This is a genomic window from Micromonospora sp. CCTCC AA 2012012, from assembly GCF_040499845.1.
Classification (GTDB): Bacteria; Actinomycetota; Actinomycetes; order Mycobacteriales; family Micromonosporaceae; genus Micromonospora; species Micromonospora mangrovi.
Genome location: NZ_CP159342.1, coordinates 6,238,917 through 6,265,067, shown reverse-complemented (window position 1 = coordinate 6,265,067; position 26,151 = coordinate 6,238,917). Strand labels below are relative to the sequence as shown.

The window sequence follows — 26,151 nt, the reverse complement described above, 5'->3', positions numbered from 1 at the left end:
GTGTCCACCGCTCGATCCTGACGTTGCGGAGGTCGTGGTGAGCTTGCCCGATGTGGTGTCGCGCGAGGAGTGGCTGGTCGCCCGGAAACGGTTCCTGGCGACCGAGAAGGAACTGACCCGGGCCCGCGACGAGGTCAACGCGGCACGCCGGCGTCTGCCGATGGTCGCGATGGAGAAGGAGTACGTCTTCGACACCGCACAGGGGAAGAAGAGCCTGCTCGACCTCTTCGAGGGGCGGCGGCAGCTCATCGTCTACCACGCCATGCCGTTCAAGGACCCGGGTTCCTTCTGCCTCAGCTGCTCCTTCTGGATCGACAGCATCGGTCACCTGGCCCACCTGCACGCCCGGAACACCTCGTTCGTCATCGACTGCCCGGAGCCGCTCGCCAAGATCGAGCCGGTCGTCGAGCGGATGGGGTGGCAGCGGCTGCCGTGGACGTCGTCGCAGGGCAGCGACTTCTACCGCGACCTCTGGGTCACCATGGACGGCGCCGACAAGCCGCTCCCCCCGGGGATCAGCGCGTTCCTGCGCGACGGGGACCGGGTCTTCCACACGTACTCGACGCACCAGCGCGGCAGCGACCTGCTCAACGGCACCTACAACTACCTCGACCTGACCGCCCTCGGGCGGCAGGAGGAGGGGCTGTCGTGGACGCAGTCGTGGCTCCGCTACCACGACGAGTACGACAACTGATCCGCGTACGACGAAGGGCCCGGCTCTCGCAGCCGGGCCCTTCCCTCGTGCGGTCACTGGTTGAGCAGGTCGTCCCGGATCCGTCGCAGGTCGGAGAAGTTCGCCAGGTCCGGCACCGTCCAGCCGTCCAGGTCGTACTCGGCGAGGCAGTCGTCGACGAACGACTTGTACCGGTCCGCGTCGCCGGAGACCAGCTGCGACATCAGCAGCTCCACCCGGGTGTTCTCGTGGTTGCCGGAGTAGTTGCGCTCGTAGAGCTCGTGCCGGCCGCCGAACTCGGTGCCCACCGCGTCCCAGAGCAGCTTCATCAGCTTCACCCGGTCGACGGCCTCCACCCCGCCCGACCCGCGCACGTACTTGTCGAGGTAGGGGCGGATCTCCGGATTCTGGAAGTCGCGGCTGCTGGAGTTGACGTAGATCAGCCCACTCGCCACGTCCTGGAGGATGATCTCCCGGATCCGCGGGTAGCCGAGCTGCATGAACCACCGGTACGCCATGCCGTACTGCGGGTTCGGCAGGACGGCGCCGTTCTTCCACGGCACCGGGTTGCGCGCCGCCGCGTCGGAGAGGGCCCAGAACAGGTTGCGCCAGGCCATCACCTCCCCCAGCCGGGTCTGCACGCCCCGGAACTCGTGCGTGCCGGTGATCTCCAGGGCCTTGAGCAGCATGCCGGCGAGGAACTCCAGCTTGACGGCGAGCCGGGTGCAGCCGTGGAACATCGCCCGCTCGTTGAAGCCGGAGTAGCCGGTGAAGCGCGACACCTTGCCCAGATCGCCGTAGATGAAGACGTTCTCCCACGGGATCAGCACCTGGTCCAGCACGAGGATGCTGTCGTTCTCGTCCATCCGGGACGACAGCGGATAGTCGTACGGGGTGCCCATCACCGCGGCCGTGGCGGTGTAGGACGGGCGGCAGATCAGCTTCATCCCCGGCGCGTCCATCGGCACCGTGGCGACCAGGGCGAACTTCCTGTCCTTGATCGGCAGGCCGGAGTGCGCCAGGAAGTTGTAGTGGGTCAGGGCCGAACTCGTGGCCACCACCTTGGCGCCACTGACCACCAGCCCCGCGTCGGTCTCCTTCTCGACGTGCACGAAGACGTCGCCGACCTGGTCGGGCGGCAGGCTGCGGTCGACCGGCGGGTGCACCAGGGCGTGGTTCCAGAACAGCACCTTCTCCTGCGACTCCCGGTACCAGCGGCGGGCGTTCTCCTCGAACGGCCGGTAGAAGTCGGAGTTCGCGCCGAGGGTACCCAGGAACGACGCCTTGTAGTCGGGGCTGCGCCCCATGAACCCGTAGCTCATCCGCGCCCACTCGGCGATGGCCCGCTGGTCGGCGATCAGGTCCTCGGCGCTGTGCGGCGTGAGGAAGAACCGGTGGGTGTAGCCGGGCTTCCCCGTGTCGGTGGGTGCGGTGAGGACGTCCCGGCGGGCCGGGTCGTGCAGGGCGTCGTACTGGCGGGCGGTCATCCGGGCCGGGTTGTGGAAGGCCGGATGGGTGGTCACGTCCTTGACGCGCTCCCCGTACAGGTAGATCTCGCGTCCGTCACGGATGCTCTCCAGGTATTCGTCGCCGGTCAGCGGCCGGGTCGGCGTCGGATCGTCGGGCACCAGGGGTCCCTTCCTCGGGTCGGTACGGCGGTCACCGTGAGCTGTGTGCGCCGGTCATCAGCGCGGCCAGGTCGTCCGGGCGGATGAACGAGGGGGGCGGTGGCGGCCCCCAGCTGTACAGGCCGAGCACGCCCTCGAACGTCTCCGGCTTCCAGAGCTGGTCGTCGACGATGCAGTCGGTGTCGGCGTAGTACTCCGAGAAATTGCCGGCCGGGTCCTTGAGATACCAGAAGAAATTCGAGCCGACGTGGTGTCGGCCCAGGCCCCAGACGTGGCGCTCCGGATTGTCCTGCAGCATCTGCATGGCGCCCCGGCCGACCTCGTCGACGTCGGCGACCTGCCACGAGGTGTGGTGCAGGAAGTTGACCGGAGTCTTGAGCAGCAGCAGATTGTGGTGTTCCTTGGTGACCCGCAGGAACGCGCCGGCCTCCTTGACGAGGTCGCTGACCTTGAAGCCGATGCCCTCGGTGAAGTAGCGCAGCGACATCGGCCAGTCGACCGTGCCGAGCACCACGTGGCCGAGCGCGCGGGGGCGTACCGGGCCGGGGCGCATGATGCCGGGCGCCCGGGTGCCGATCCGGTCGGGGCGGCCCGGTCCGTTGTAGAGGGGCGGCGGCACGTACGCGAGCGGCCGCCGCGGCTCGATACGGAGCGTCACCTCCGTGCCCGAGGCCGGGTCGACCGTGATCAACCGGTCCCCCGCGCGGTGCGCCGGCACCTCGATACGCCGGAAACGCGATTCCGCGCGGGCCAGGTCGTCCTCGTCATCGACCCCGATCACGAAACCGACGAGTCGGCGTAGCGGCGACGACACCAGTCGCAACTGCGGGCCGCCCTCCGAGGTGGCGAACCAGCCGGCACCGACCGGCGTGAGCCCGAATTCGGCGTAATAGGCGCTGGTTTCGGCGAGGTTCGGCACCCCCACCGTGACGGAGGACATCCTGTGCGTTCCCATGGCACGCACCTCCGATCTGTTGCGGGAGACAACGAGACGGAAAGTGCCTCGATAACGCCGATATTACCGGCGTGAATGGGTGTCCCGAACGGCTCGATAAAGGTGCGCAATTTAGGAGAGGGAAACAAAATGCGGGCGTGACCGCCGTCAGCGGCCACGCCCGCACTCTCGCGCCTGGGCGATCAGGTCGGCATCAGTACGGCGGACCCGACTTGCTGATCTCGTGCTTCTGCACGTCGCCGCCGCGGATCTCGGAGATCTGCGCCGGCGGGTTGGCGATGGCGCGCCACGCGTTCAGCGCGTCCTCGGACTCCCAGAGCTCGAACATGTTGACGCGACCGGGGTCCACCGGGTCCGCGGAGATGGCGAGGTCGAGGTTGCCGTCCGCCTTGCGCGCACGCCCGACCATCTCCGCGTGGCTCTCGACGACCTTGTCCCGGTCCTCGGGCGCAACCGTGTACCACCCAGCGACAATGATCATGCTTCCTCCTCGTTGTGTGCCAACTGATGAACGCCGTCGCCCACGGCGAGACTGGAGGGGCCGGACTTCGTGCCCACCGACGCCGCCGGCACCCGGTTCTCCGCGGCGGCCTCGGGGGCCGCTTCCACGGGCGCCCCACCGGGCGGGGCGAACCCGTCCCGCATCGGCTCGATCCGCCGGAGGCTGGCCCAGGTGAAGACGCTGAGCAGGATGAAGAGCGCGGCGGCCGCGATCGCGACCACGTGCAGGCCGCTGGTGAACGAATCCCGGGCCGAGGCGACCAGCGGCCCGGCCAGGGCAGCCGGCAGGCGGGCGGCCACGGCCAGGGCACCGGGCAGGCTCTCCCGGGCGGTGTTCAGCGCGTCACCGACGACGCCGGCCGGCACGACCAGGTGGTCGCGGTAGACGGCGGCGGCGATGCTGCCGCTGACCGCGACGCCGAAGGCGACACCGAACTGACCGTTCGTCTCCACCGCCGCCGACGCCGAACCGGCCTTCTGCGGGGGCGCGGAGGTGACGATGATGTTGGAACCGAGCGAGACGACCGGACCGACCCCGGCCATCGCCAGGGCCGCACCGACCAGCACGCCGGTCAGGCCGCCGTCGGCCTCGACGCGGGTGAGGACCAGATAGCCGATGGCGGAGATCAGCAGGCCGGCGGCCATCAGGTAGGCCGGCCGGATGAACCGGGCCAGACCGACGCTGATCATGATGCTCAGGATCATGCCGAGGGCCGGCGGCCCGAGCAGCAGCCCGGTGCGCAGCGGTGAATAGCCGTGCACCAGCTGGAGGAAGAGGTTGACCAGCAGCAGGCTGCCGCCCTGCACGGTGCCGACCACGAGGCTCAACCCGAGCGCCGTGCGCAGCGGACCGATCGAGAAGAGGCTCATGTCGAAGAGCGGGTCGGCGAGGTGCTTCTGACGGCGGACGAAGAGCACGGCCATCACCACGCCGAAGACCAGCGCCAGCGCGGCCGGCAGCTCCCAGCCGTCGGCGGCGAGCTTCTTCAGGCCGTAGATGAACGGGATGATCGCCGCCAGCGACATCGCGACGCTGAGCAGGTCGACCCGGCCCGCGTCGGGGTTGCGGAACTCCGGCAGCAGCACCGGGCCCGCCGCCAGCAGCAGGATCATCACGGGCACCGCCAGCAGGAACACCGAGCCCCACCAGAACTGTGAGAGCAGGATGCCGCCGATGACCGGGCCGATCACCGCGCCGCCCATGAAGCAGGCCGACCAGATGCCGATCGCCGCCCCGCGCTGCTTGGGGTTGGCGAACATGTTGGTGATCAGCGCCAGCGTCGACGGGGCGAGCGTGGCACCGGCGACGCCGAGCAGTGCCCGAGCGCCGATGAGCATCGGCGCGCTGGTCGAGAACGCGGCGATCACGGAGGCCACCGCGAAGAAGGCGCCACCGATCAGCAGCAGCCGGCGACGCCCGATGCGGTCACCGAGGGTGCCCATCGTGACGAGGAAGCCGGCGACCATGAAACCGTAGGTGTCGAGGATCCACAGCTGCTGCGTGCCGGAAGCGTCCAGATCGGCAGCAAGGTGCGGTAGTGCCAGATAGAGCACGCTGAGGTCGAGGGACAGCAGCAGCGTCGGCAGGGCCAGGATCAGCAGGCCGAGCCACTCGCGCCGCCCGGCGTCACGCCGCCCGCCCTCGGGCAGACTCACGTCCATGTCGGGTGTTCTCCTTCCCTGTTCGCTGTACCGACGAACAAGGCGGACCCAGACCGACACCTCACCTCAGACTTTTTCCGCGGCGTCCCGGCCCGGGTCGGCGCCGGGTGCCACCTCCTCCAGCCGCCGCACCAGGTGCCGCTGCTCGGCGGCCGTCGCGGCCATCGAGATGGCCTCCCGGTAGGCGTCCGCGGCCTCACCCGGGCGGTCCAGCCGGCGCAGCAGCTCGGCCCGGGTGGCCGGCAGCAGGTGGTAGCCGTTCAGCGAGCCGGCCGCCTGCAACGCGTCGACCAGGACCAGCCCCGCCGCCGGGCCGTCGGCCATGCTGACCGCCACCGCCCGGTTCAGCTCCACCACCGGCGACGGGACCCAGCGGGCGAGCTGCTCGTACAGCGCCGCGATCTGGGCCCAGTCGGTCTCCTCGGCGGCGGGGGCCCGGACGTGGCAGGCCGCGATCGCCGCCTGGATCTGGTACGGCCCGGGGCGCCCCCGGCGCAACGTCGTCTCGAGCAGGGCGACGCCCTCGGCGATGCGGTCGGCGTTCCACCGGGTGCGGTCCTGCTCCTCCAGGGTGACCAGCCCACCGGTCTCGTCGGTGCGGGTGGCGCTGCGCGCGTCGTGCAGCAGCATCAGGGCGAGCAGCCCGGCCACCTCGGTCTCGTCCGGCATCAGCCCGGCGAGCACCCGGGTCAACCGGATGGCCTCACCGCAGAGGCTGTGCCGGATCAGGTCCGCCCCGGCGGTGGCCGAGTAGCCCTCGTTGAACAGCAGATAGAGCACGCCCAGCACGGCCATGGTGCGTTCCGGCAGCGCCGCGGCGCCCGGCACCTGGTAGCGGATGCCGGCGTTGCGGATCTTGTTCTTGGCCCGGACCAGCCGGCGCGACATGGTCTGCTCGGAGACCAGGAACGCCCGGGCAATCTCCACGGTGCTGAGCCCGGCCAGCGTGCGCAGCGCGAGCGCCACCTGCGACTCGAAGGCGAGCGCCGGGTGGCAGCAGGTGAAGATCAGCCGGAGCTGGTCGTCGGAGAGGACGCCGTGGTCCTCCACCTCGGCCTGGGCCACCTGGAGGGCGGCGACCTCCTTCAGCTTGGCCGCGCCGATCGCCTGACGGCGCAGGACGTCCACCGCGCGGTTACGCGCGGCGCGCATGAGCCAGGCCCCCGGCCGGTCCGGGATCCCGTTCTGCGGCCAGCTCTGCAGGGCCAGGGTGAACGAGTCCTGCGCGCACTCCTCCGCCAGGTCCCAGTCGCCGGTGAGCCGGATCAGGGTCGCGACGAGCTGGCCCCATTCGCTGCGGAACGCGACGGCGACCGCCGCCTGGACGTCGGTCACGCGTCCCAGAGGGGGCGTACCTCGATCGAGCCGAAACGGGCCGCCGGGTGTTTCGACGCGATCTCGATCGCCTCGTCCAGGTCGGCACACTCGATCACGTTGTAGCCGGCGATCTGGTCCTTCGTCTCGGCGAAGGGGCCGTCGGTGAGCAGCACGCCGTCCTGACGGACCCGGACGGTGGTGGCGTCGGTGCTGGGGCGCAGGCCGGCCCCGCCGCGCAGGACACCCCGCCGGCTCATCTCCTGCGCCCAGCCGGAGCAGCCCTGGAGCGTGCTCAACGGCCCGGGCGAGGGCATCTGCTCCTCGTTACCGCAGATCATCAGCATGTACTGCATGTAGCCCCCTGTCGGGCGGACGGTGGCAGGTCGATGCCGCACCATTCTCCCCCACCCGCGACTGGCAGCGGGTGCGCAACTTCCGAGATGCCCGGGCAAAACGGTGACCGCGACACTCTGGAGAGACTACCGGGCGCAGACGTCCCGGACCGATTCCGAAACCCCGTCCTCGGGCGGCTGTCGACTAAGGAGTCACATGAGTACGACGCGATCAGTGGACGGGACCGAGCTGGCGTACGAGAAGACCGGGTCCGGCCCGGCCGTCGTCCTGACCGGCGGCGCCCTCAACGACCAGGCCGCGCTGGCACCCCTCGCGGACCTGCTGTCGAACCGGTTCACCGTCTACAACTACGACCGTCGCGGACGGGGCGCCAGCGGCAACAGCCAGCCCTACGAGGTCGACCGCGAGGTCGAGGACCTCGCGCACATGATCGACGTGGCCGGCGGCTCGGCGTACGTCTTCGCGAACTGCTCGGGCGGCGCGATCGCCATCGAGGCGGCGGCCCGCGGTGTGCCGATCACCAAGCTGGCGCTCTACGAACCGCCGTACATCATCGAGGGGCAGCGCCGGGCGGTCTCCGCCGAGTATCCCGAGCGGCTGGGCCGGCTGCTGGACGAGGGGCGGCGGGGCGAGGCCATCCTCTACTTCATGTCGGAGGCGGTGGAGATGCCGCCGGAGGTGATCAGCAAGATCACCAACAGCCCGGTCTGGGACTGGCTGGAGAGCATGGCCCCGTCGCTGCGCTACGACGCCGCCGTGATGGGCGACTACCGGCTCCCGCTCGACCGGGTGGCCCAGGTCAAGTCGCCGACGCTGGTGATGGACGGCGCGGAAAGCCCGCAGTGGGCGCGCAACACCGTGGCGGCCATCGCCGAGGCGGCGTCGGACGGGCAGCGCCGCTCGCTGGAGGGTCAGAACCACAACCTCAACGCCGACGTGGTCTTCCCCGTGGTGGAGAAGTTCCTGGCGGAGTAGGGATGCCGCACGAGGAGGGGCCGGCCAGCTGGCCGGCCCCTCCCCCCGTACCCCGGGGTGTCAGACGCCCGGCAGCGGCGCGTCCGGCGTGGTGACGATGGCGCGCAGGGTCGCCTGCAACTCCTCGACCAGGCCGGCGATGGTGTCGGTGTCGAACTGGCTGCGGTTGAACTTCAGCTGGCCGACCATCCCGGCCGGGGCGACCTCCAGCGTCCACAGGACCCCGTCCGGGATGTGCGAGCTGACCTCCTGGAACACTTGGCGCTCGCGCATCTCCGTGTACGACACGGCGGAGCCGAACCGGCCGGTCCGCTGGAACGGGTTCTGGAAGACCTGCATGGCGCCGACGGCGAGGTCGTCCGCCGCGAAGGTGGACATCAGCTCCGGTGCCAGGGGCACGATCTCGGCGAACGGGATCTCGTGGTTCTGCGCCTCCAGACAGGTGGCCCGCGTCCGGGCGACCACGTCCCGCCAGGTGAGGCAGTCGGAGAGGTCGATGCGCAGCGGAATGAAGTTGAAGAACGCGCCCACGGTGTTCTCGAACTCCGGCTCGTTGCGGCCGGCGGTGATCGTCGGCGTCACCACGTCCGGGTTCCCGGTCCGCTGCCGCAGCAGGGCGGCGTAGGCGGCCATCAGCACGATGAAGGTCGAGCTGCGTTCCTTCGCCGCGAACCGGCCGACCGCGCGGGCGAGGTCGGGGTCCAGCACGTACCGGTAGGTGGAGGTCACCTTGGCGCCGCCGGCGGAACGCGGCCGGTCCATCGGCACGGCGAGCATCCGCGCCCCGTCGAGCTTCCGCGCCCAGTACGCCCGGCTGCGCTCCACCCGCTCCCCGGCCGTCTGACCGAGCTGATGAACGGTGAAGTCCCGGTAGCTCGGCGCGCCCGGCAGCTCGACCGCCTCCCCGGTCCGCCGGGCGTAGAGCAGGCTCAGGTCGCGTGCCAGGACCCGCAGCGACCAGCCGTCGGTCGCCACGTGGTGGGCGATCAGCACGAGCACCGCGTCGGTCTCGTCGAAGCGGCCCAGGTGGGCCCGGAGCAGCGGCAGGTCGTCCACCTCGAGGGTGCCGGCCTCCACCTCGACGGCGAACTCCTCGGCCCGCCGGTGCCGGTCGTCGGCCGGGACGTCCCCGAGGGTCGAGGTGACCAGCCGTACCGGCGGGGCCGGGCGGACCTCCTGGTAGGGCTCGGCGCCGCCGCGGACCACCACGGTACGCAGCGCCTCGTGCCGCTGGACCAGGTCGTCCAGGGCCTGCTGCAACGCCTCGACGTCCAGCGCGCCGGTCAGGCGCAGCACCTGGGTGTTGAAGTAGCGGTTGCCGAAGGGGCCGCCCTCGTCTCCGGAGTCGAAGGCGACCAGGAAGGCCTGCGGGAGGGAGAGCGGGGCGCGGACCGGCACGTCGGCCGGCGCCTGCGGTGCGGCGGTCATCGCGGGCTCACCTTCTCCGGGCCGCGCAGGGCGGCCGGCCGCAGGTCGGTCCAGTGGCTGTCGACGTACTCCGTGCAGGACTCGCGACCGGCCGGTCCGTGCGCGACCGCCCAGCCGGCGGGCGCCTCGGCGAACGCCGGCCACAACGAGTGCTGGTCCTGCGCGTTCACCAGGACCAGGAAGGCGGCATCCGGATCGTCGAAGGGGTTGCGCATGGCGGTCCTCTCGTCTCGGGGAAGCCGCGGACATGGGCTCTGGCCACCTTCGCAGTGCGGGTGACCGGGCCGCATCTCCGGAAGTGCCGAGACGAGAGCGCACGTCAAGAGACGTGACATCGGCGCAACATTTTTACGCTTCTGCTCGCACGTCGTCCTGTCCCGAGAAGGGTGACCGTCGTGAGAATCGTCGCGGTCGTGCACAGTCCGCCCGGCAGCGGCGGCCACACCACCATGAGCCGCGTCGCCGGCCAGCTCCGCGCCGCGGGGCACGCGGTCACCGTCGTACCCGCGCCGCACGACGCCGCCGAGCTGGCGACGACGGCCGACCGGTACGGCGCCGAACTGCTCGTCGGCTCGCACGCCTACCTGTCCGGACGGCTCTTCCAGGACGTCCGGGTGCCCTCGGTGATCATGTTCGGCGGCACCGACCTCAACGAGTTCGCGTACGACCCGGAGGCGCTGGCGGTGATGACCCGTGCGGTACGGCGGGCCGCCGGACTGGTCGCCTTCACCCCGGACTTCCTGGACCAGGGCCGGCGGCTCTGGCCGGAGGCCGCCGACCGGATGCGCCTGATCCCGCAGTCGGTCACCGGCGAACCCGACCTGTCCTACTCGCTCCGCGCCGAGCTGGGGATCGGCGACGACGGCGTCCTGCTGCTGCTGCCGGCCGGGCTGCGCCCGGTCAAGGATCCGCTGCTGCTGATCGACGAGGTGCAGCGCTGGCACCGCGAGGACCCCCGGGTGCACCTGGTCGTCACCGGGATGGAGTACGACGAGATGTTCACCGGCATCGTGCGCCGTCGCTGTGCCCGGGGCCCGGGGGTCCGGTACGCCGGACTGCTGTCCCGCCCCCGGCTGCACGCGGCGATGCTGGAGGCGACGGCGGTGCTGAACACCTCGCAGAGCGAGTGCATGCCGAACGCCGTGCTGGAGGCGATGTGGCTGGGCACCCCGGTGATCGCGCGGGACGTGCCCGGCAACACCTGCCTGGTCCGGCACGACGACACCGGCCTGCTCTTCACCGATCCGGCCGGGTTCCGCGAGCAGGCCGGGCGGTTGCTCACCGAGCCGCGGCTGCGGACCCGACTGGGCGTGCAGGCCCGGGCGTACGCCTGGGAGGCGCACGCCCCGCAACTGGAACAGGACGCGTACGACGAGCTGGTCCGCGCCGTGGTGACGGCGCCCGTCACGGGGGTGTCGCAGTATGCCGGTTGAGTTGATCAGCGCCAACGGCGTGCTGCTGGCGACCGAACGCTTCGGCGACCCGGCCGATCCCCCGGTGCTGCTGATCGCCGGCGCCGCCGCGCCGATGGTCTCCTGGCCCGACGACTTCTGCACCCGGCTGGCCACGGCCGGCCGCTTCGTCGTCCGCTACGACCACCGCGATCTCGGCCGGTCGGTCTCCTACCCGCCCGGCGCGCCCGGCTACGACGCCCCCACGCTCGCCGCCGACGTGGTCGGCCTGCTCGACGCCCTGGACCTGCCGGCCGCGCACCTGGTCGGCATCTCGCTCGGCGGCCAGCTCGCCCAGGCGGTCGCGCTCGCCCACCCGGACCGGGTGCTGTCGCTGACCCTCGTGTCGAGCAGCCCGGCGGCCCTCGGCCACGCCACCGCCGACCTGCCGCAGCCGTCCCTGCGGACGCTCTGCGACCTGGACGACGTCGACCCGCCCGACTGGGACCGGCCGGAGTCCGTCGTGCAGCACCTCGTCGACCTGGCCCGGATCCGGGCCGGCCACGCCCGCCCCTTCGACGAGTCGTCGGCGCGGCGGACGGCGACGGCCGCGGTGACGCACGGCGGGGACCTGCGGACCGCGATGACCAATCACGGGCTGATCCAGCACGGGCCGCCCTGGCGCCCGCTGCTGCCCCGGATCACCGCCCCGACCCTCGTGGTGCACGGCGACGCGGACCCGCTCTTCCCGCCCGCGCACGGCCACGCGCTGAGTGCGGAGATACCGGGTGCCACCCTGCTCAGGCTGCCGCAGACCGGTCACGACCTGCTCGGCGCCGACTGGCTCGTGCTGGCCAGCGTGGTGCTGACGCTCAGCGCCCCGGTCACCACGCAACCGTAACCGCCCGAACCTCCCGGAGGACCCGTGCAACCTCGTCCCTGTGCCTGCACGCCCATGTGCGTGCTGCGCACCGAGAACCCGATGAACGTGCGCCCGACCCGGGTCGACCGCGCCGCCCAGTCGGTCTACCGGCCGGAGGGTTCCGTGCTGGCGGACCGGCTCACCAGCTACGCGGTGCTCGCCCACGATCCCGCCGTCCGGATCGTCGCGCTGGACTACTGGCTGCACAGCGAGCCGTACTACCGGCGGGTGCTGGACACGCTGACCGACCTGACCGAGGGCGAGCCGGCCGCCCGCGCCGCCGTGCGCGAACTCTTCGACCGACCCGACGACATCCGCGCCGAGCTGCGGGTCCAGCGGATGCTGACCCGGCTGACCGCGACCCGGCCGGAGGCCGCCCGGGCCGCGGCGGACGCCGTCCGGGAGGCCGACGGGAACGTCTACATCGACTACCTGCGCGGCCCGCAGTACGTCCCCGCACCCGCCCCGGTGACGGTGGCCGGTCTGCGCGAGCAGACCCGTCAGGTCCCGCCCCGGAGCGTCGGCGGGGAGCCGGAGCTGCTGGTCGTCGTACCGCTGATGGACCGGGGCGGCACCGGGCGGCTGCGCAACGTGCTGGCCTGCCTGCTGGCGTTGCGCGACCAGACCCTGCCGGCCTCCCGCTACCGGGTGACCGTCGCCGAGTTCGACACCGAGCCGCGCTGGGAGCAGGTGCTCCGCCCGCTGGTCGACCACTACGTCCACGCGTCCGCCCAGGGGCCGTTCAACAAGTCGTGGACGGTGAACGTGGGCGTCCGGCACACGCCCGGGAACGCGCCCGTCCTCTGCCTGCTGGACGCCGACATCCTCGCCGACCGGGACTTCCTGCGCCGTAACCTGGCGCGCTTCGCGGACCGGTCGCACGCCGCGCACCTGCCGCACACCGAGATGCTCTCTTTGGACGTACCCGCCAGCGACGCGGTGATCGCGCAACGCTGCCGGGTGGGCCGCCCGGAGGCCCCGCTCGGGCTGGCCCGGGGCCTGCTGCTGCGCGACGTCCCGGGGGCGTGCCTGTGGCTGCGACGCTCCGTCTTCGACGAGGTCGGTGGGCTGGACGAGCGTTACCTGGGCTGGGGCGGCGAGGACGAGGACATGCTGGTGCGGACGGCCCGGGCCGGCAGCACAGTGCAGTACGACGACGTGCTGGCGCACCTCGCGCACGCCCGCCCGGCGATGCGCCGGGACGACGGGGAGCCGTTCAACGCCCACCTGACCGTCGGCAGCTGGACCGGTGCGACCGGCTACGGCGCGCTCGCCGGGCCGGTCACCGCGGTCCCCGCCTAGCTCCCGGCCGGGGGCGGGAGCGCACGGCACGCTCAGAGATGCCCGCCCCACGGCCCCGGTGCGACGCTGATCGTGTTCACCGGTGCCCTCCCGGCCCTCGACGGCCGGCCCGGCCCGGCAACTCGCCACCCGCGTTCCCGATCCGCCCGGACGACCGCGCCGCGACCCCTCCGTTGCCCCACCGGGAGTCATCATGAGCAATCTCTCCGCGCACCCGTTCGACGACCTCTCCGTCGACCATGTGCAGTACTGCACCGGCGACCTGCGGGCCGCCGTCGACTGGCTCGAAGGGGGCTACGGGCTCCCGACGTTCGCCCGCTCGGCACCGGGAGCGCCCTCGCCCGCCCTGGGCATCGGCCGCGAGCGCATCCGGCTGCTGGTCACGCAGCCGACGCCGGCGGACGGGATCGGCAGCCGGTACGTGCAGCGGCACGGCGACGGTGTCGCCGACATCGCGCTGCGGGTCAACGACGCCGCCGCCGCCCTGGACGCGGCGCTGTCGCGCGGCGCCGAGCTGCTCCGGCCGCTGCAACAGCGCGACGGCGTCACCACCGCGACGGTGCTCGGCTTCGGCGACGTGGCGCACACCCTGGTCGAGCGGGTGCCCGGCGGCGACGACGAGGTGCTGCCCGGCCTGCTCCCGGTCGCGCCGACCCGGGACCGGGACGCCCCACGGCTGCACGAGATCGACCACTTCGCGGTCTGCCTGCCGGCCGGCGAGCTGGACTCGACGGTGGAGTTCTACGAGCGGGTGTTCGGCTTCGACATGATCTTCACGGAGCACATCGTGGTGGGCACCCAGGCGATGAACTCCAAGGTGGTGCAGAGCCGGTCCGGCAAGGTCACCCTGACGATGCTGGAGCCCGACCCGCGCCACGACCCGGGCCAGATCAACCAGTTCCTGGAGCGGCACGGCGGCGCCGGCGTGCAGCACATGGCGTTCAGCACCGACGACATCGTGGACGCCGTCTCGACGCTGGAGGCCCGCAACCAGGAGTTCCTGACCACCCCGGACACCTACTTCCAGCTGGTCGAGGAGCGCCTGGTGCTGGTCAAGCACTCGATCGCCGACCTGCGCAAGCTCAACGTGCTGGTCGACGAGGACCACCACGGCCAGCTCTATCAGATCTTCGCGCGCTCGGTGCACCCGCGCGGCACCTACTTCAACGAGATCATCGAGCGCGTCGGTGCCCGCACCTTCGGCAGCAGCAACATCAAGGCGCTCTATCAGGCGGTCGAGCTGCAACGCAGCAGGGACATCTGAACCACCCCCGCGTCGCGCCGCAGACGGCGAAGTCCAGGGCCGCCCGGTCATCCGGCGGCCCTGTCCCGTAGCACCCCGGAGAAGTCGTAGCACCCCCGGAGAAGGAGGACCGATGCAAGCGTTCACCATCGACATCCCTCAGTCGGACATCGACGACCTGCGCCGCCGGCTGGCGGCCACCCGCTGGTCGGACGAGCTGCCCGGCATCGGGCGGGCTCGCGGCGTCCCGCTGGACCACCTGCGCCGGCTCGCCGAGTACTGGCGCGACGGCTTCGACTGGCGGGCGGTGGAGCAGCGCCTGAACCGGCTGCCCCAGTTCCGTACCGAGATCGACGACCAGACCATCCACTTCGTACACCTGCCCTCGCCGGAGCCGGACGCGCTGCCGCTGCTGCTCACCCACGGCTGGCCGGGTGCGTTCACCGAGTTCGCCGGCATCGCCGAGCAGCTGCGCGACCCGCGGCGGCACGGCGGCGACCCGGCCGACGCGTTCCACCTGGTGATCCCGTCGCTGCCCGGGTACGGCTTCTCCACGCCGCTGCGCAGCACCGGCTGGGACGTGCCGCGCATCGCCGCGGCGTGGAGCGAGCTGATGGGGCGCCTCGGCTACCAGCGGTACGGCGCGCAGGGCGGCGACGCCGGCTCGCCGATCTCGCTCGCGCTGGGGGCGATGCGCCCGGAGCAGGTGGCCGGCGTACACGTGAACATGCTGATGACCTTCCCGTCCGGCGACCCGGCCGACCTGGCCGAACTCACCGAGACCGAGCAGCAGCGGCTGGGCCAGCTCACCCGCTTCGACGAGCACCTCTCCGGCTACATGAAGATCATGGCGACCCGGCCGCAGACGCTGGGCTACGCGCTCACCGACTCCCCGGTCGGCCTGCTGGCCTGGATCGCGGAGAAGTTCGACGAGTGGACCGACGGCGAGGTCGACCGGGACGAGCTGCTGACGATCGTCTCGCTGTACTGGCTGACCGGCACCGCCACCTCCTCGGCCCAGTTCTACTACGAGGGCGCGGAGGCGGTGCGGGCGCTGGCCTCCGGCATGTCCGGCCCGCCGGTGACCGTACCGGTCGGGGTGGCCGTCTTCCCGCACGACATCTTCCTGCCGATCCGCCGCTTCGCCGAGCGGGACCTCAAGGCGATCACCCGGTGGACCGAGTTCGACCGGGGCGGCCACTTCGCCGCCCTGGAGCAGCCGGAGCTGCTGGTGGACGACGTGCGGGCGTTCTTCCGTACGCTGCGCTGACCGCGCGGCAGCACGCCGGGCCCCGCTCACCGACCGGTGAGCGGGGCCCCTTCTTCGCGGCCGTCGCCCCCGGGCACGGGGAAGCCCCCGCCCGGTGGATCCGGGCGGGGGCTTCGCGGACGGTACGTCAGGCCGGCACGGCGGCCGGCTCGGGCTCGGCCGACGGCTCGGCCGGGGCCTCCGGCCGCAGCACCTCCAGGATGTGACCGGAGAGCCGGACCACCGTCGGCTTGTTCCACAGGATGTTCGGCGGCAGCTCGATGCCGTAGCGGCGGGACAGCCGCACCCGCAGCGCGACCGTCATGATCGAGTCGAAGCCGATCTCGACCAGCGGCCGGCGCACGTCGACGTGCTGCGGCTCCAGGTTGAGCTCGGCGGCCACCTGGTCCCGCACGTCGTCGAGCATCGTGGCGGCCTGCTCGGCGCTCGGCGCCGACCAGTCGACGGTGAAGCCCTCCAGCGCCGCGTCCTCCGCGCCGCCGCCACCGGTGGCGGTGAGCAGCCGCAGCATGGGCGGCCGGGGGACGCTCGGCGGCGTCGGCAGCACCCGCAGCACCGCCTGGTACGGCAGCTGGAACCGGTCCGCGAACTCCCAGGACCGGAACGCCTCGGCCGCGGAGACCGCCTCCAGACCACGGCTGTTGGCCTCCATCATCGTGGTGCCGATGGACTCCGACATGCCGACGCCCCGCCAGGAGGTCCAGCCGAAGCTGGTGGTCCCCCGGTCACCGCCGCGGTGGCGGTGCGCCGCCAGCGCGTCGACGAAGGAGTTCGCCGCCGCGTAGCTCGCCTGGCCGGTCAGCCGGGCGAACTGGCCGCAGGAGGAGAACATGACGAAGAAGTCGAGCGAGCCGAGCGGGAAGAGCCGGTGCAGCACCATCGCCCCGTCGACCTTCGGCGCCATCGCCTCCAGCAGGCCCTCCCGGTCGACCTTGTCCACCAGGGCGTCCCGGACCACGCCGGCCGCGTGCACGATGCCCCGTACCGGCGGCAGGCCGTGGGTGGCCGGGTCCAGCGCCAGCGCCACCTGCTCCGCGTCGGTGATGTCCAGGGCGATCGGGCGTACGGTGACGCCCAGCGCCTCCAACTCCAGCACGCCGTCGATCTGGCGGCGCACCCCCGGGTCGGTGACCGCGTCCCACTCGGTACGCGGCGGCAGCGCCCGTCGGCCCGCCAGCAGCAGCCGCCGGGCGCCCCGGTCGGCCAGCCACCGCGCCACCAGCCGGCCCAGCGCGCCGAGACCACCGGTGATCAGGTACGTGTCGGTCGGCCGGCACTGGAGCGCGGCGCCGTCGGCGGCGCGTTCGATGGCCTGGAGGCGGCACGCCGCCACCTCGTCCTCGCCGACGCTGATCACGTCCTCCTCACCGCCGAGGCGGCGCAGCACCTCCACCACCTGCCGGGCGGCGCCGCTGCCCTGACCGTCGAGGTCGATGACGCCGCCGAAGAGCTGCGGGTGCTCGCCGGCGATGATCCGGGAGGTGCCCCAGAGCGGGGCGTGCGCCAACGACTCCTCGGTGCCGGCGTCGCGGACCCCGGAGGTGACCGTCCAGAGCCGGGGCAGCGCCACCGGCGCCACCGCGCCGGCCTCGGCGTCGACCAGCCGCTGGATCGACCGGATCAGCGACCAGGTGCACCGCTCGGCGGCCTGCTCCACCGGCTCGCCCACGCCGTGCGCCGCCGGGGCGACGAGCACGGCGTCGAGGCCGGCCAGGGCGCCCGCGTCCAGGTCCTCCGGCGAGCTGACCCGGGTCGCCGTCACGCCGGCCGTGGTCAGCGTGGCGGTGAGCCACTCCGCCGTCTCGCCGGCCCCGATCACGGTGGCCGCCCGCAGGCTGCCCCGCTCCGCGAGGGAGCCGACGTCGACCGGCTGCCAGACCACCTCGTGCACCAGCTCCCGCGGCGCCGCCACGTGCCCCTCGCCGTCGTGGATGGCGGAGAACCGCAGCCCGTGCACCTCGCTGACCAGGCGGCCGTCGTCCTCGTCGGTGATCCAGACGTCGACGGTGTCGTCCGGCGACTTGGGGTTGCGGATCGAGTGGACGACGATCCGGGCCGGCGGCTCGCCGTCGAAGGCCACCGAGTCGATCCAGCAGGACATCCACTGGTGCTTGGCGAACTCGGGGGTGACCAGCACCGCGCTGATCGTCAGCGCGCCGTCGATGACGTGCGCCCAGCTGCCGCTGTGCCGGGCCGGCGCGGGTTCGAGCGTCAGCCGGGCCAACTGCTCGTTGTCGTTGCGGTGCATGGCCTCCAGGGTCCACGGGAAGGCGTACCCGCCGACGCCCATCCGGCGGAACATGTTGTCGACCCGGGTGAAGTCCCACTCCTCGGTGCACCGGGCGGGCACCACCTCGGGGTCGTCCGGTCGGACGAGCGGGTCGGTGCCCCAGTCGATGGTGGCGGTGGAGTGGGTGATCCACTCCTGGTCCGCCTCCTCGCTGCCCTCGGTGGACGCCAGCCGGGTGGACATCCGCACCGTGTTCTCGGCGAGGACCACCTGCACGACGCGGGCCGGTTCCACGGCCAGCGGCGTACGCAGGCCCACGTCGGCGAGCCGGGGGATCCGACCGTCGCGGGCACCGGCGGTGACGAAGCTGTTGAGGATGATGGCCGCCGGGGTGATCTCGACGTCGACCACCTCGTGGTCCTGCGGGTACGGCCGGCTGTCCATGTCCAGGTAGGTCTGCCAGACCTGCCGGGGCGGCGCGCCGCTGACCGTGGTGCGCCCGCCGAGCAGGGTGTGCGTACGCGGGTCGTGCCCGCCGCCGTGCCCGTTCTCCTCGGCGTTCTCCGGGAAGATCCAGTACGGCCGGTGCTGCCAGGCCATCGTGGGCAGCGGGACCAGCGCGCCCGGCGCCTGCCGGGACCAGTCGACGGCCGCGCCGTGGCACCACAGCCGGGCGAGCGCGGTGGCCAGGGCCTGCGACTCGTCGGTGTCGCGGCGCAGCGACCCGAACGCGGCACCGTCGTCGACGCCGAGGTGGGCCAGCGTCTCGGTGATCGAGTGGGTCACCACCGGGTGCGAGGAGATCTCCAGGAAGAGGCGGTGCCCGTCGGCCACGGCGGCCTCCACCGCACCGGCGAACAACACCGGCTGCCGCAGGTTGGCCTGCCAGTACGCGCCGCCGCGCGGATCGTCCGCCCGGGGGTCCGCCAGCGCCGTGCTGTACAGCGGCACCACCGGGGCGGCGGGCGTCAGCTCGTCGGCGGCGGCCCGGACGGCGGCCGAGGCGCCGTCGACGTGCGGGCTGTGGAAGGCGATGTCCGTGTCGACGGTCCGCACGTCCAGCCCCTCGCCCTGCCACTGCGCGGCCAGTTCCTCGACCGCCGCCCGGGAGCCGGAGACGACGGTGGAGCCGGGGCTCGCGGCGATCGCGGCGACCACGTCGGTCCGGTCACCCAGGCGGTCGGCTACCTCGGTGAACGGGCGGCTGACCAGCGCCATGCCGCCGTCCCCGGCGAACGGACGCAGGGCCACCGCCCGGCGGCACGCGAACCGGGCCGCGTCGAGCACCGGCAGGCAGCCGGCGGCGACGGCCGCGGCGATCTCGCCCACCGAGTGGCCGATGACCGCACCCGGGCGCAGGCCCCGGCTCTCCCAGACCCGGATCAGGCCGGCCTGCACCGCGAAGGTGAGCGCCTGCACCTCGTAGCCGGACCAGGGGCCGCCCGCGGTCAGCGCCTCGCGCGGCGTCCAGCCGAGTTCGGCGCGGAACACGTCGGCCAGCTCGTCGACGGCCTCGGCGAAGACCGGCTCGGCGGCGAGCAGCCGCTGCCCCATGCCGGCCCACTGCGAACCGTGCCCGGAGAAGACCCAGACCGGGTCGGTCTCCTGCCCGGCCGCGGCCCAGCCCTGGATCACCGCGGCGTCGCGGCGGCCCTCGGCCAGGGCACGCAGCCCGGCGCCGAGCTGGTCGGCGGAGTCCGCCACGATGCCGGCCCGCTGCGCCAGCGGCGACCGGCGCGCGGCCAGGCTGTGCCGCACCGACGACAGGGGTACGTCGGGGTGCGCGTCCAGCCAACCGGCGAGGTCGCCCGCGACCGCGCGCAGTCCGGCCTCGGACATCGCCGACAGCGGATAGAAGACGGGACCCTCGGTCGAGGTGTCGGTGGACGCCGGGGTGGCCGTCCCGGCCGGGGCCTCCTCGATGATGACGTGGGCGATCGACCCGCCGACGCCGTAGCTGGAGACACCGGCGCGGCGGACCCGCCCACCGGCCGGCCACGGCGTCCGCTCGCCGATCAGGCGCAGCCCGGAGGCGTCCCAGTCGAAGCCGGAGGTGGGGGCGCCGTGCAGGCTCGGCGGCAGCTCCTCGTGCTGGAGGGCCAGCACCGTCTTGATGATCCCGGCGATGCCGGAGCCGGCCTCGTTGTGCCCGATGTTCGGCTTCACCGACCCGATCAGGCACGGGTCCCCGGCGGGCCGGTTCCCACCGAACACCTCGGCCAGCGCGTTCGCCTCCTCCCGATCACCGACCGGGGTGCCGGTGCCGTGCGCCTCGACGTACTGGACCGTCTCGGGGGCGATGCCGGCCCGCTCGTAGGCCCGGCGCAGCATGTGCGCCTGCGCGCTGCCGTTGGGCGCCATCATCCCGTCGGAGCGGCCGTCCTGGAAGACGCCGCTGCCGGGGATGACGGCGAGCACCGGGTCGCCGTCGCGCTGGGCGTCGACCAGGCGCTTGAGGACCAGCACGCCCGCGCCCTCACCGCGCCCGTAGCCGTCGGCCGCGTCGTCGAACGCCTTGCTGCGGCCGTCCGGCGAGGTGGCACCGGCGGCGTCCAGCGCGACGAAGAGGGTGGGGGTGGCCATCACGTTCACGCCGCCGACGATCGCCACCGGCGTCTCACCGCTGACCAGGCTGTGGCAGGCGACGTGCAGCGCGGTCAGCGAACCGGCGCAGGCGGTGTCCACCGCCATGCTCGGGCCGCGCAGGTCGAGGGCGTACGAGATGCGGTTGGCGATGCCGTAGTAGGTGGTGCCGTTGACCGCCCAGGCACCCGTGCGGGTGATGTCCTCCAGCAGGCGCCGGCCGTAGTCGTTGGAGTTGGCGGCGACGTAGACGCCGGCGTCGGTGCCGCGCAGCGACAACGGTGGGATACCGGCCCGCTCCAGCGCCTCCCACGCCAGCTCGAGGATGATGCGCTGCTGCGGGTCGAGGAACTCCGCCTCGCGCGGCGAGATGCCGAAGAAGTCGGCGTCGAAGCCTTCGATGTCGCGCAGGAACGAGCCGCGACGGGTGGTGCGGTTCAGGATCGAGGTCGCCTGCGGGCTGCTCGCCTGGTAGGGCTGCCAACGCTTCTCCGGCATCTCACTGACGTCGCTTCGCCCCTCGACGAGGAACTCCCAGAACCGCTCCGGCGTGTCCAGGTCGGGGGCGTAGCGGCAGCTCATGGCCACCACCGCGATCGAGCGGGGATCTTGGCCGTCCTGACTCATGGGGGGCTCCTTTCCAGCACCGGGAGAGTCCGGTGGGGTCATCTCTTCATGTGCGTGGTGCGGGCGGGGCGCACGGTCGCGCCGGCGTGAGGCGTACGGGATCAGCTGGCGCGCAGCGCGGCCGGTGTCGCCTCCTCGGCCAGCCGCGCGGCGATGTCGGCGCGGAGCGCCTTCTTGTCGACCTTGCCGACGGCGGTGAACGGCAGGGCATCGACGTGCTCCAGCCGTTCCGGCAGCTTGAAGGTGGCCACGCCGGCCGCGCGCATGGTGTCGCGCAGCCGGTCGAGGTCGAACCGGCCGCCGACGACGTAGAGGCAGATCCGCTCGCCGAGTTCGCGGTCGGGCATCGCCACGGCCGCGGCCAGCCGGGCGTCGAGGCGGTACGCGAAGTTCTCGATCTCCTCGGCCGAGATCTTCTCGCCACCACGGTTGATGACGTCCTTCTGCCGGCCCTCGACGATGAGGTTCCCGTCCGCACGGATCCGGACGATGTCGCCGGTGTTGTACCAGCCGTCGCCGAGGAACGCGGTCGCGTTGGTCTCCGGGGCCCGGTAGTAGCCCCGGGGCGTGTACGGCCCGCGGGTGAGCAGGATGCCGGCCTCACCCTCGGCGGCCGGTTCGCCGTTCTCCCGGACGATCCGCAGCTCGTCGTCCGGGCAGATCGGCCGCCCCTGGGTGCGGCACACCACGTCGGCCGGATCGTCGGGGCGGGTCAGGCACATCAGCCCCTCCCCCATGCCGTAGCCGTTCTGCAGGGTGCAGCCGAGCACCGGCGTGATCCGGCTCGCGATCTCGTCCGGCAGCCGCGACCCGGAGACCTGCACGAGTTGCAGTGAGCTGAGGTCGTGGTCGTGCCGGGTCCCCCGGTACTCCAGCCAGCGCTGGGCGACCGCGGGCACCAGCGAGGTGAAGGTGACGCGTTCGGCGGCGACGACGTCGAACGCGTACTCCGGCTGGGGCGAGGCGGCGATGACCACCCGGCCGCCGCTGAACATCGCGCCGAGCGCCGCGGTCAGCGGGAAACCGTGCCCCAGCGGCAGCACCGCCAGGTACGCCGCGTCGGCGCCGAGCCGGCACACCCGCGCGGCCTGCCGGACCAGGTACGAGTAGTCGTTGTGGGTGCGGGCGATGAGCTTCGGTGCCCCCGTGGTGCCGCCGGAGAGCAGGAACAGCGCCGCCGCCGTACCGTCCGGTTCGGCCACCGGCGGCATCGGCCGCACCGGCGGTACGCAGAACGCGTCGAGGTCGTGGCTCGCCGGGTTCCGCCCGTCCAGGACGATCACGTGCCGCAGGGTGGGGGACGTGGCGGCCACCTCGTGCGCGAGCGCCTCATGGTCGAAGTCCTTCACCACGCCGACGGTGATGATCGCGCTGGCCTCGGCGTGCGCGGCGACCGCCGTGACCTCCTGCTTGCGGTGCCCCAGCAGGGAGAGCACGGGCACCACCCCGAGCCGCAGGCAGCCGACCGCCGCGACGAGGAACTGCCAGCAGTTCGGCAGTTGCAGGATCACCCGGTCGTCCGGGCGCAGGCCCAGGTCGTACAGCCGGGCGGCGACCCCCTCGGCGCGGGACCAGAAGTCCTGGAAGGACAGCCGCAGCTCCCGGTCGACCAGGCACACCGCCGCCGGGTCTGCCGCGACGGCGTCCCGCAGGTACGCGTGGACCGGTCGGCCCTCCCAGTAGCCGCGCTCGGTGTACCGGGCGGCGAAGTCGTCGGGCCACGGCACCATGCCCGCCGTTGTCCTCTCCGGCATGCCGGAACCTCCTGTCGTGGGCTTCGTCAGCGGCGGGCGACGACCGCGCCGTTCGCGCCGGGCGCGGTGAAGGGCACCGTCGTGACCTCGGCGAACCCGGCGTCGCGCAGCCAGTCGTGGTATTCGGCGGCGGTGTAGTTGCGGCCCCAGGTGCCGACGAGCATGTTCATGCTCATCAGCGCGGCGTTCAGCGGACCGGTCTTCTCGTCGTCGACCAGCAGCTCGCTGATCACCAGCAGCCCGCCGGGGGGCAGGGCCCGGTGGCACTTGGCGATCAGGGCGCGACCGCGGTCCTCGTCCCAGTCGTGCAGGATCATCGACAGCAGGATGGCGTCGTGGCCGGCGGGCAGCTCCTCGGCGAAGAAGTCCCCCGGGTGCACGCCGATCCGCGCCGCCACCTCGCTGCCCTCGATCCGCTCGCGTGAGTGCTCGCAGACGAACGGCAGGTCGTAGACGGTGGCCCGCAGGTCGGGGTAGCGGGAGCAGAGCCCGATGGCGAAGGCGGCGTTGCCCCCGCCCACGTCGAGCAGCGAGGTGACCCCGCTCAGGTCCACCGCCTCCGCCAGCGCGCCGGCGGTCAGCGCGGAGAGCGGATAAAGGCCGTCCCAGAACACCCGGGGCCGCTTCTCCGCCGCGAAGATGTCCGGGTTCTCCTCGCCGATGACCCGGCTCGGGGCGTTGGCCCGGAGCGAGTCGGTCACCCGCATCCACCCCGGGTACGCGTACTGGCGGAGCATGCCGACGTAGTCGCCGAGGTAGTAGGGCCGCCCCTTGACCAGGTAGCGGTCGGCGGTGGCGGTGTTGACCCAGCGCTCACCACGTCGGCGCAGCAGGCCCAGCGCGGTGCAGGCGGTCAGCAGGATCTCCGCCGGACGTTCCGCGATGCCGGCGTGCTTGGCGAGCCCGGCGACGGTCAGCCCGTCGCCGGCCGCACAGGCGGTGAACACCTCCAGCTCCTCGGCCGCGGCCAGCGTCTGCGACACCCACAGGCCGGTCGTCATGCGCATGAGGGCCGCGAGGTCGGGCTGGTCGGGATCGGTCACGTCGAGCCTCCTGGCGGTCGGAACGGGGGGCGGGCGGTCACTGCCCAAAGGTCACGCGAAGGTCCTCGAAGACGATGTGCCGGCCGTTCTCGAACCGCCGGCGCGGCTCCCCGGCCAGCCGGTAGTCGCCGTGGCCGGCCAGCTCGTCCAGCACCGCGCGCAGTTCCAGCCGGGCCAGTCCGGAGCCCATGCAGGCGTGGATGCCGAGGCCGAAGCTGAGGTGCTGGTGCGAGTTGCCGCGGTCCAGGGAGAACGTGTCCGGGTCGGGGAAGCGCCGCGGGTCCCGGTTCGCCGCGTCGATCAGCAGCATCACCCGCGCGCCGGCCGGCAGGACCGTGTCGCCGAGGGTGACCTCGCGGGTGGCGACCCGGGTGAACCGGTCGGTGGGGCACCAGCGCCGCAGCGTCTCGTCGGCCGCCACCGAGCGGCTCTCCGGTTCGGCGCGCAGCCGCTGCTGCGTCTCCGGGTGCCGGGCGAGGTGCCACAGCAGCCGGCTGATCGTGTTCATCGTCGTCTCGTGGCCGGCGACGCAGTACGACACGATGATCGAGTGCAAGGTCTCCTCGGGGATCGGCCGGCGCGCGAGCTGCGCCAGGTAGGTCTCCCCCGGGCTGCGCCGCGCGTGCTCCACCTCGGCGGAGAGCAGCTCCGCGAACGCCGGCCAGAACGCGCTGGAGTCCGGTGCCGTCGCCAGCTGCCTCCACAGGGTGGTGGTCAGCTCGCGGATCTCGTGCTGCGCCTTCTCCGACAGCCCGATCGCCAGCGCCAGCACGCCGATGGCCATCGGCCGGGCCAGCTCCTCGGCCACGTCGCCGCCACCCCGGTCGGCGAGGGCGCCGACCAGTTCGGCGGCGAGCCGGCGTACGTCAGGGGCCAGGGCGTGGATGCGGTCCGGCAGCATCGGCGGCGCCATCATCCGACGCAGCTCCTTCTGCTCCGGCGGGTCGTGGTCGATCGGGGAGAACTTCGGCACGCCCGGGGCCCGCGGGACGAACACCCCCTGCGCCGAGGAGAACGTCTCGTGGTCCTTGAGCACCGCCCGGACCAGGGCGTACCGGGAGACGATCCACATCCCCCCGTACGCCTCGGTCCGGGTGATCCCGGCGCCGTCGCGCAGCCGCCCGTTCACGACCTCGGCGACCTCCGGGACGAACTCGGCGTCGAGGTGGTCGTACCGCTCGGTGAGCCGGCCGATGACATCAGGACCGGTGCTGGTCATCTCGCCCCCTAGGCTGGCCGATCGAGGTGGTGTCTCATCGTCACCGGGACGGAGACGGCTGCTCATCCGCTCGATTGCTGGCGGAGCGCACGCCGGAAGAAGGTCCCCGGCGACGGCGCCGCGGTCAGCGGTTGTAGGGCATCGTGGGGAACCAGCCGTGCCCGAACATGGCGGGCAGCCGGACGTCCCAGTAGACGACGGTGAAGACGCCCAGGGCGATCAGCAGGGCACCCGTCAGCGCGATGGTCCGGGCCGGGCTGCTGGCCAGCCAGGCGATCGCCCGACCCCGGCTGAGCAGCACGATCAGGGCGAACAGCGCGGAGACGAGGACGATGTTGCCGAGCGACTGCAGGATGAAGGCACCGGCGCCGTAGAGCGGGTTGCCGCTGTCGACCGCCCAGTGGAAGAGCTTGTTGAACAGCGGGTACGGCCGTCCGATGAGGAAGGCGCCGACGAACGCGCCGAGGGTCACCACGCGGGCGACGGGACGCCGGGCGAACGGGTCGGGCAGCACGCCGAGCGCGGCCAGTCCGAGATAGACGAAGGCCAGGCCGACCAGGCCGAAGACGACCATCGACTGCCAGAGCCGGACCGGGATGCCGCCGGCCGTCGCGGTGGACAGCTGCGGCATCCGGTCGCCGACCAGCACGCCGATGAAACCGTACGCGCCGGAGACGACGACCATGCCGAGCGCCAGCCAGCCGACCGGCCGGAGCAGGCTGCGCAGGCCGGTACGGGTCGCCGAGCCGGCACTGGCCTGACTCATCGGCCCGATCGACGCCGCCATCGCGATGTTGCAGGCGGTGAAGGTGCCGGCCAGTCCGGAGACGAACGCGAAGACCAGGCCGGCCACGGTGCCGCCGACGGCGGTGGCCTTGGCGTCCCGGCCCAGCAGGGTGTTGGCGACGTTGTCGCCGATGACGTGGTCGACGAACTCGAACGACCACAGCACGGCCAGGAGCACGCCGGCGGCGACACTGCCGATGACGATCCTGCCCCGGTGCACGGCACCCCGCTCGGGCGACGCCGTGACGAACTGCTTGCCTTCAGTGACAACCATGGAGCTGATTGTCT

Annotated in this window: 20 protein-coding genes; 7 read left to right on the top strand and 13 right to left on the bottom strand. The window is 72.4% G+C overall.

Translation table 11 applies throughout. The features are described 5' to 3' along the window. Positions 1 to 37: 37 nt before the first annotated feature. Positions 38 to 694, top strand: a complete 657-nt coding sequence (locus ABUL08_RS28405; RefSeq protein WP_350933100.1) for a DUF899 domain-containing protein — start codon at positions 38 to 40, stop codon at positions 692 to 694. A gap of 53 nt (positions 695 to 747) precedes the next feature. On the opposite strand, the gene ABUL08_RS28400 is transcribed toward ABUL08_RS28405, so the two are convergent. From ABUL08_RS28400 to ABUL08_RS28375, 6 genes are all read right to left on the bottom strand, one after another. After that, positions 748 to 2,301: a 4-hydroxyphenylacetate 3-hydroxylase N-terminal domain-containing protein gene (locus tag ABUL08_RS28400; RefSeq protein ID WP_350933099.1), complete on the bottom strand. Its 1,554-nt coding sequence runs from the start codon at positions 2,299 to 2,301 to the stop codon at positions 748 to 750. 31 nt (positions 2,302 to 2,332) lie between these two features. Next, positions 2,333 to 3,256, bottom strand: coding sequence for a VOC family protein (locus ABUL08_RS28395; RefSeq protein WP_350933098.1), 924 nt, complete (start codon positions 3,254 to 3,256; stop codon positions 2,333 to 2,335). Positions 3,257 to 3,449: 193 nt separating this feature from the next. Continuing rightward, complete coding sequence (locus tag ABUL08_RS28390) at positions 3,450 to 3,737, bottom strand: putative quinol monooxygenase (RefSeq protein WP_350933097.1); 288 nt, start codon at positions 3,735 to 3,737, stop codon at positions 3,450 to 3,452. After that, entirely contained in the window at positions 3,734 to 5,419 is a 1,686-nt protein-coding gene (locus ABUL08_RS28385; protein ID WP_350933096.1) for an MFS transporter, read from the bottom strand. The genes ABUL08_RS28390 and ABUL08_RS28385 overlap by 4 nt, the downstream gene beginning before the upstream one ends. Before the next feature lie 66 nt (positions 5,420 to 5,485). After that, positions 5,486 to 6,763 carry an RNA polymerase sigma factor gene (locus ABUL08_RS28380; RefSeq protein ID WP_350938885.1) on the bottom strand — a complete coding sequence of 426 codons (1,278 nt, stop codon included), beginning with the start codon at positions 6,761 to 6,763 and terminating at the stop codon, positions 5,486 to 5,488. Further along, a complete protein-coding gene (locus ABUL08_RS28375; RefSeq protein ID WP_350933095.1) occupies positions 6,751 to 7,089 on the bottom strand; it encodes a YciI family protein in 339 nt (112 codons plus the stop codon). The genes ABUL08_RS28380 and ABUL08_RS28375 overlap by 13 nt, the downstream gene beginning before the upstream one ends. A gap of 196 nt (positions 7,090 to 7,285) precedes the next feature. Between ABUL08_RS28375 and ABUL08_RS28370 the strand changes: the two genes are divergently transcribed. After that, the gene (locus ABUL08_RS28370; protein WP_350933094.1) at positions 7,286 to 8,065 is read left to right on the top strand and encodes an alpha/beta fold hydrolase; all 780 of its coding nucleotides are present in this window, start codon (positions 7,286 to 7,288) and stop codon (positions 8,063 to 8,065) included. Between the two features lie 60 nt (positions 8,066 to 8,125). Here the strand turns inward: ABUL08_RS28370 and ABUL08_RS28365 are convergent, their stop codons facing one another. Both ABUL08_RS28365 and ABUL08_RS28360 read right to left on the bottom strand, forming a co-directional pair. Beyond that, a complete protein-coding gene (locus ABUL08_RS28365) occupies positions 8,126 to 9,493 on the bottom strand; it encodes a condensation domain-containing protein (RefSeq protein ID WP_350933093.1) in 1,368 nt (455 codons plus the stop codon). Beyond that, positions 9,490 to 9,708, bottom strand: coding sequence for an MbtH family protein (locus tag ABUL08_RS28360; RefSeq protein ID WP_350933092.1), 219 nt, complete (start codon positions 9,706 to 9,708; stop codon positions 9,490 to 9,492). Before ABUL08_RS28360 ends, ABUL08_RS28365 begins: the two co-directional genes overlap by 4 nt. 180 nt (positions 9,709 to 9,888) lie before the next feature. Between ABUL08_RS28360 and ABUL08_RS28355 the strand changes: the two genes are divergently transcribed. The 5 genes from ABUL08_RS28355 (at position 9,889) to ABUL08_RS28335 (ending at position 15,621) form a co-directional block, all read left to right on the top strand. Further along, on the top strand, positions 9,889 to 10,926 hold the full coding sequence (locus ABUL08_RS28355) for a glycosyltransferase (protein WP_350933091.1): 1,038 nt from the start codon (positions 9,889 to 9,891) through the stop codon (positions 10,924 to 10,926). Next, complete coding sequence (locus tag ABUL08_RS28350; RefSeq protein ID WP_350933090.1) at positions 10,916 to 11,785, top strand: alpha/beta fold hydrolase; 870 nt, start codon at positions 10,916 to 10,918, stop codon at positions 11,783 to 11,785. Before ABUL08_RS28355 ends, ABUL08_RS28350 begins: the two co-directional genes overlap by 11 nt. A 60-nt stretch (positions 11,786 to 11,845) precedes the next feature. Next, a complete protein-coding gene (locus tag ABUL08_RS28345; protein ID WP_350933089.1) occupies positions 11,846 to 13,108 on the top strand; it encodes a glycosyltransferase family 2 protein in 1,263 nt (420 codons plus the stop codon). 193 nt (positions 13,109 to 13,301) lie between these two features. After that, positions 13,302 to 14,372: a 4-hydroxyphenylpyruvate dioxygenase gene (hppD, locus tag ABUL08_RS28340; protein WP_350933088.1), complete on the top strand. Its 1,071-nt coding sequence runs from the start codon at positions 13,302 to 13,304 to the stop codon at positions 14,370 to 14,372. 112 nt (positions 14,373 to 14,484) lie between these two features. Continuing rightward, positions 14,485 to 15,621, top strand: a complete 1,137-nt coding sequence (locus tag ABUL08_RS28335; RefSeq protein WP_350933087.1) for an epoxide hydrolase family protein — start codon at positions 14,485 to 14,487, stop codon at positions 15,619 to 15,621. Between the two features lie 127 nt (positions 15,622 to 15,748). Here the strand turns inward: ABUL08_RS28335 and ABUL08_RS28330 are convergent, their stop codons facing one another. The 5 genes from ABUL08_RS28330 to ABUL08_RS28310 all read right to left on the bottom strand — a co-directional run bounded on the left by ABUL08_RS28330 (position 15,749) and on the right by ABUL08_RS28310 (position 26,137). Next, positions 15,749 to 21,061, bottom strand: coding sequence for a type I polyketide synthase (locus tag ABUL08_RS28330; RefSeq protein WP_350933086.1), 5,313 nt, complete (start codon positions 21,059 to 21,061; stop codon positions 15,749 to 15,751). Positions 21,062 to 21,162: 101 nt separating this feature from the next. Then, positions 21,163 to 22,815: a (2,3-dihydroxybenzoyl)adenylate synthase gene (locus ABUL08_RS28325; protein WP_350933085.1), complete on the bottom strand. Its 1,653-nt coding sequence runs from the start codon at positions 22,813 to 22,815 to the stop codon at positions 21,163 to 21,165. A gap of 26 nt (positions 22,816 to 22,841) precedes the next feature. Continuing rightward, positions 22,842 to 23,858 carry a methyltransferase gene (locus ABUL08_RS28320; protein ID WP_350933084.1) on the bottom strand — a complete coding sequence of 339 codons (1,017 nt, stop codon included), beginning with the start codon at positions 23,856 to 23,858 and terminating at the stop codon, positions 22,842 to 22,844. Between the two features lie 37 nt (positions 23,859 to 23,895). Next, positions 23,896 to 25,077, bottom strand: coding sequence for a cytochrome P450 (locus ABUL08_RS28315; RefSeq protein ID WP_350933083.1), 1,182 nt, complete (start codon positions 25,075 to 25,077; stop codon positions 23,896 to 23,898). A gap of 124 nt (positions 25,078 to 25,201) precedes the next feature. Further along, positions 25,202 to 26,137 (bottom strand): hypothetical protein, encoded by a 936-nt coding sequence (locus tag ABUL08_RS28310; RefSeq protein WP_350933082.1) that lies wholly within the window; start codon positions 26,135 to 26,137, stop codon positions 25,202 to 25,204. Positions 26,138 to 26,151 lie beyond the last annotated feature (14 nt).

Excerpts from the sequence above, each read along its gene's own strand:
- ABUL08_RS28395 (WP_350933098.1), bottom strand. The coding sequence starts at position 3,256 with ATGGGAACGCACAGGATGTCCTCCGTCACGGTGGGGGTGCCGAACCTC.
- ABUL08_RS28390 (WP_350933097.1), bottom strand. The coding sequence starts at position 3,737 with ATGATCATTGTCGCTGGGTGGTACACGGTTGCGCCCGAGGACCGGGAC.
- ABUL08_RS28385 (WP_350933096.1), bottom strand. The coding sequence starts at position 5,419 with ATGGACGTGAGTCTGCCCGAGGGCGGGCGGCGTGACGCCGGGCGGCGC.
- ABUL08_RS28375 (WP_350933095.1), bottom strand. The coding sequence starts at position 7,089 with ATGCAGTACATGCTGATGATCTGCGGTAACGAGGAGCAGATGCCCTCG.
- ABUL08_RS28370 (WP_350933094.1), top strand. The coding sequence starts at position 7,286 with ATGAGTACGACGCGATCAGTGGACGGGACCGAGCTGGCGTACGAGAAG.
- ABUL08_RS28365 (WP_350933093.1), bottom strand. The coding sequence starts at position 9,493 with ATGACCGCCGCACCGCAGGCGCCGGCCGACGTGCCGGTCCGCGCCCCG.
- ABUL08_RS28360 (WP_350933092.1), bottom strand. The coding sequence starts at position 9,708 with ATGCGCAACCCCTTCGACGATCCGGATGCCGCCTTCCTGGTCCTGGTG.
- ABUL08_RS28350 (WP_350933090.1), top strand. The coding sequence starts at position 10,916 with ATGCCGGTTGAGTTGATCAGCGCCAACGGCGTGCTGCTGGCGACCGAA.
- hppD (WP_350933088.1), top strand. The coding sequence starts at position 13,302 with ATGAGCAATCTCTCCGCGCACCCGTTCGACGACCTCTCCGTCGACCAT.
- ABUL08_RS28335 (WP_350933087.1), top strand. The coding sequence starts at position 14,485 with ATGCAAGCGTTCACCATCGACATCCCTCAGTCGGACATCGACGACCTG.
- ABUL08_RS28330 (WP_350933086.1), bottom strand. The coding sequence starts at position 21,061 with ATGAGTCAGGACGGCCAAGATCCCCGCTCGATCGCGGTGGTGGCCATG.
- ABUL08_RS28325 (WP_350933085.1), bottom strand. The coding sequence starts at position 22,815 with ATGCCGGAGAGGACAACGGCGGGCATGGTGCCGTGGCCCGACGACTTC.
- ABUL08_RS28315 (WP_350933083.1), bottom strand. The coding sequence starts at position 25,077 with ATGACCAGCACCGGTCCTGATGTCATCGGCCGGCTCACCGAGCGGTAC.
- ABUL08_RS28310 (WP_350933082.1), bottom strand. The coding sequence starts at position 26,137 with ATGGTTGTCACTGAAGGCAAGCAGTTCGTCACGGCGTCGCCCGAGCGG.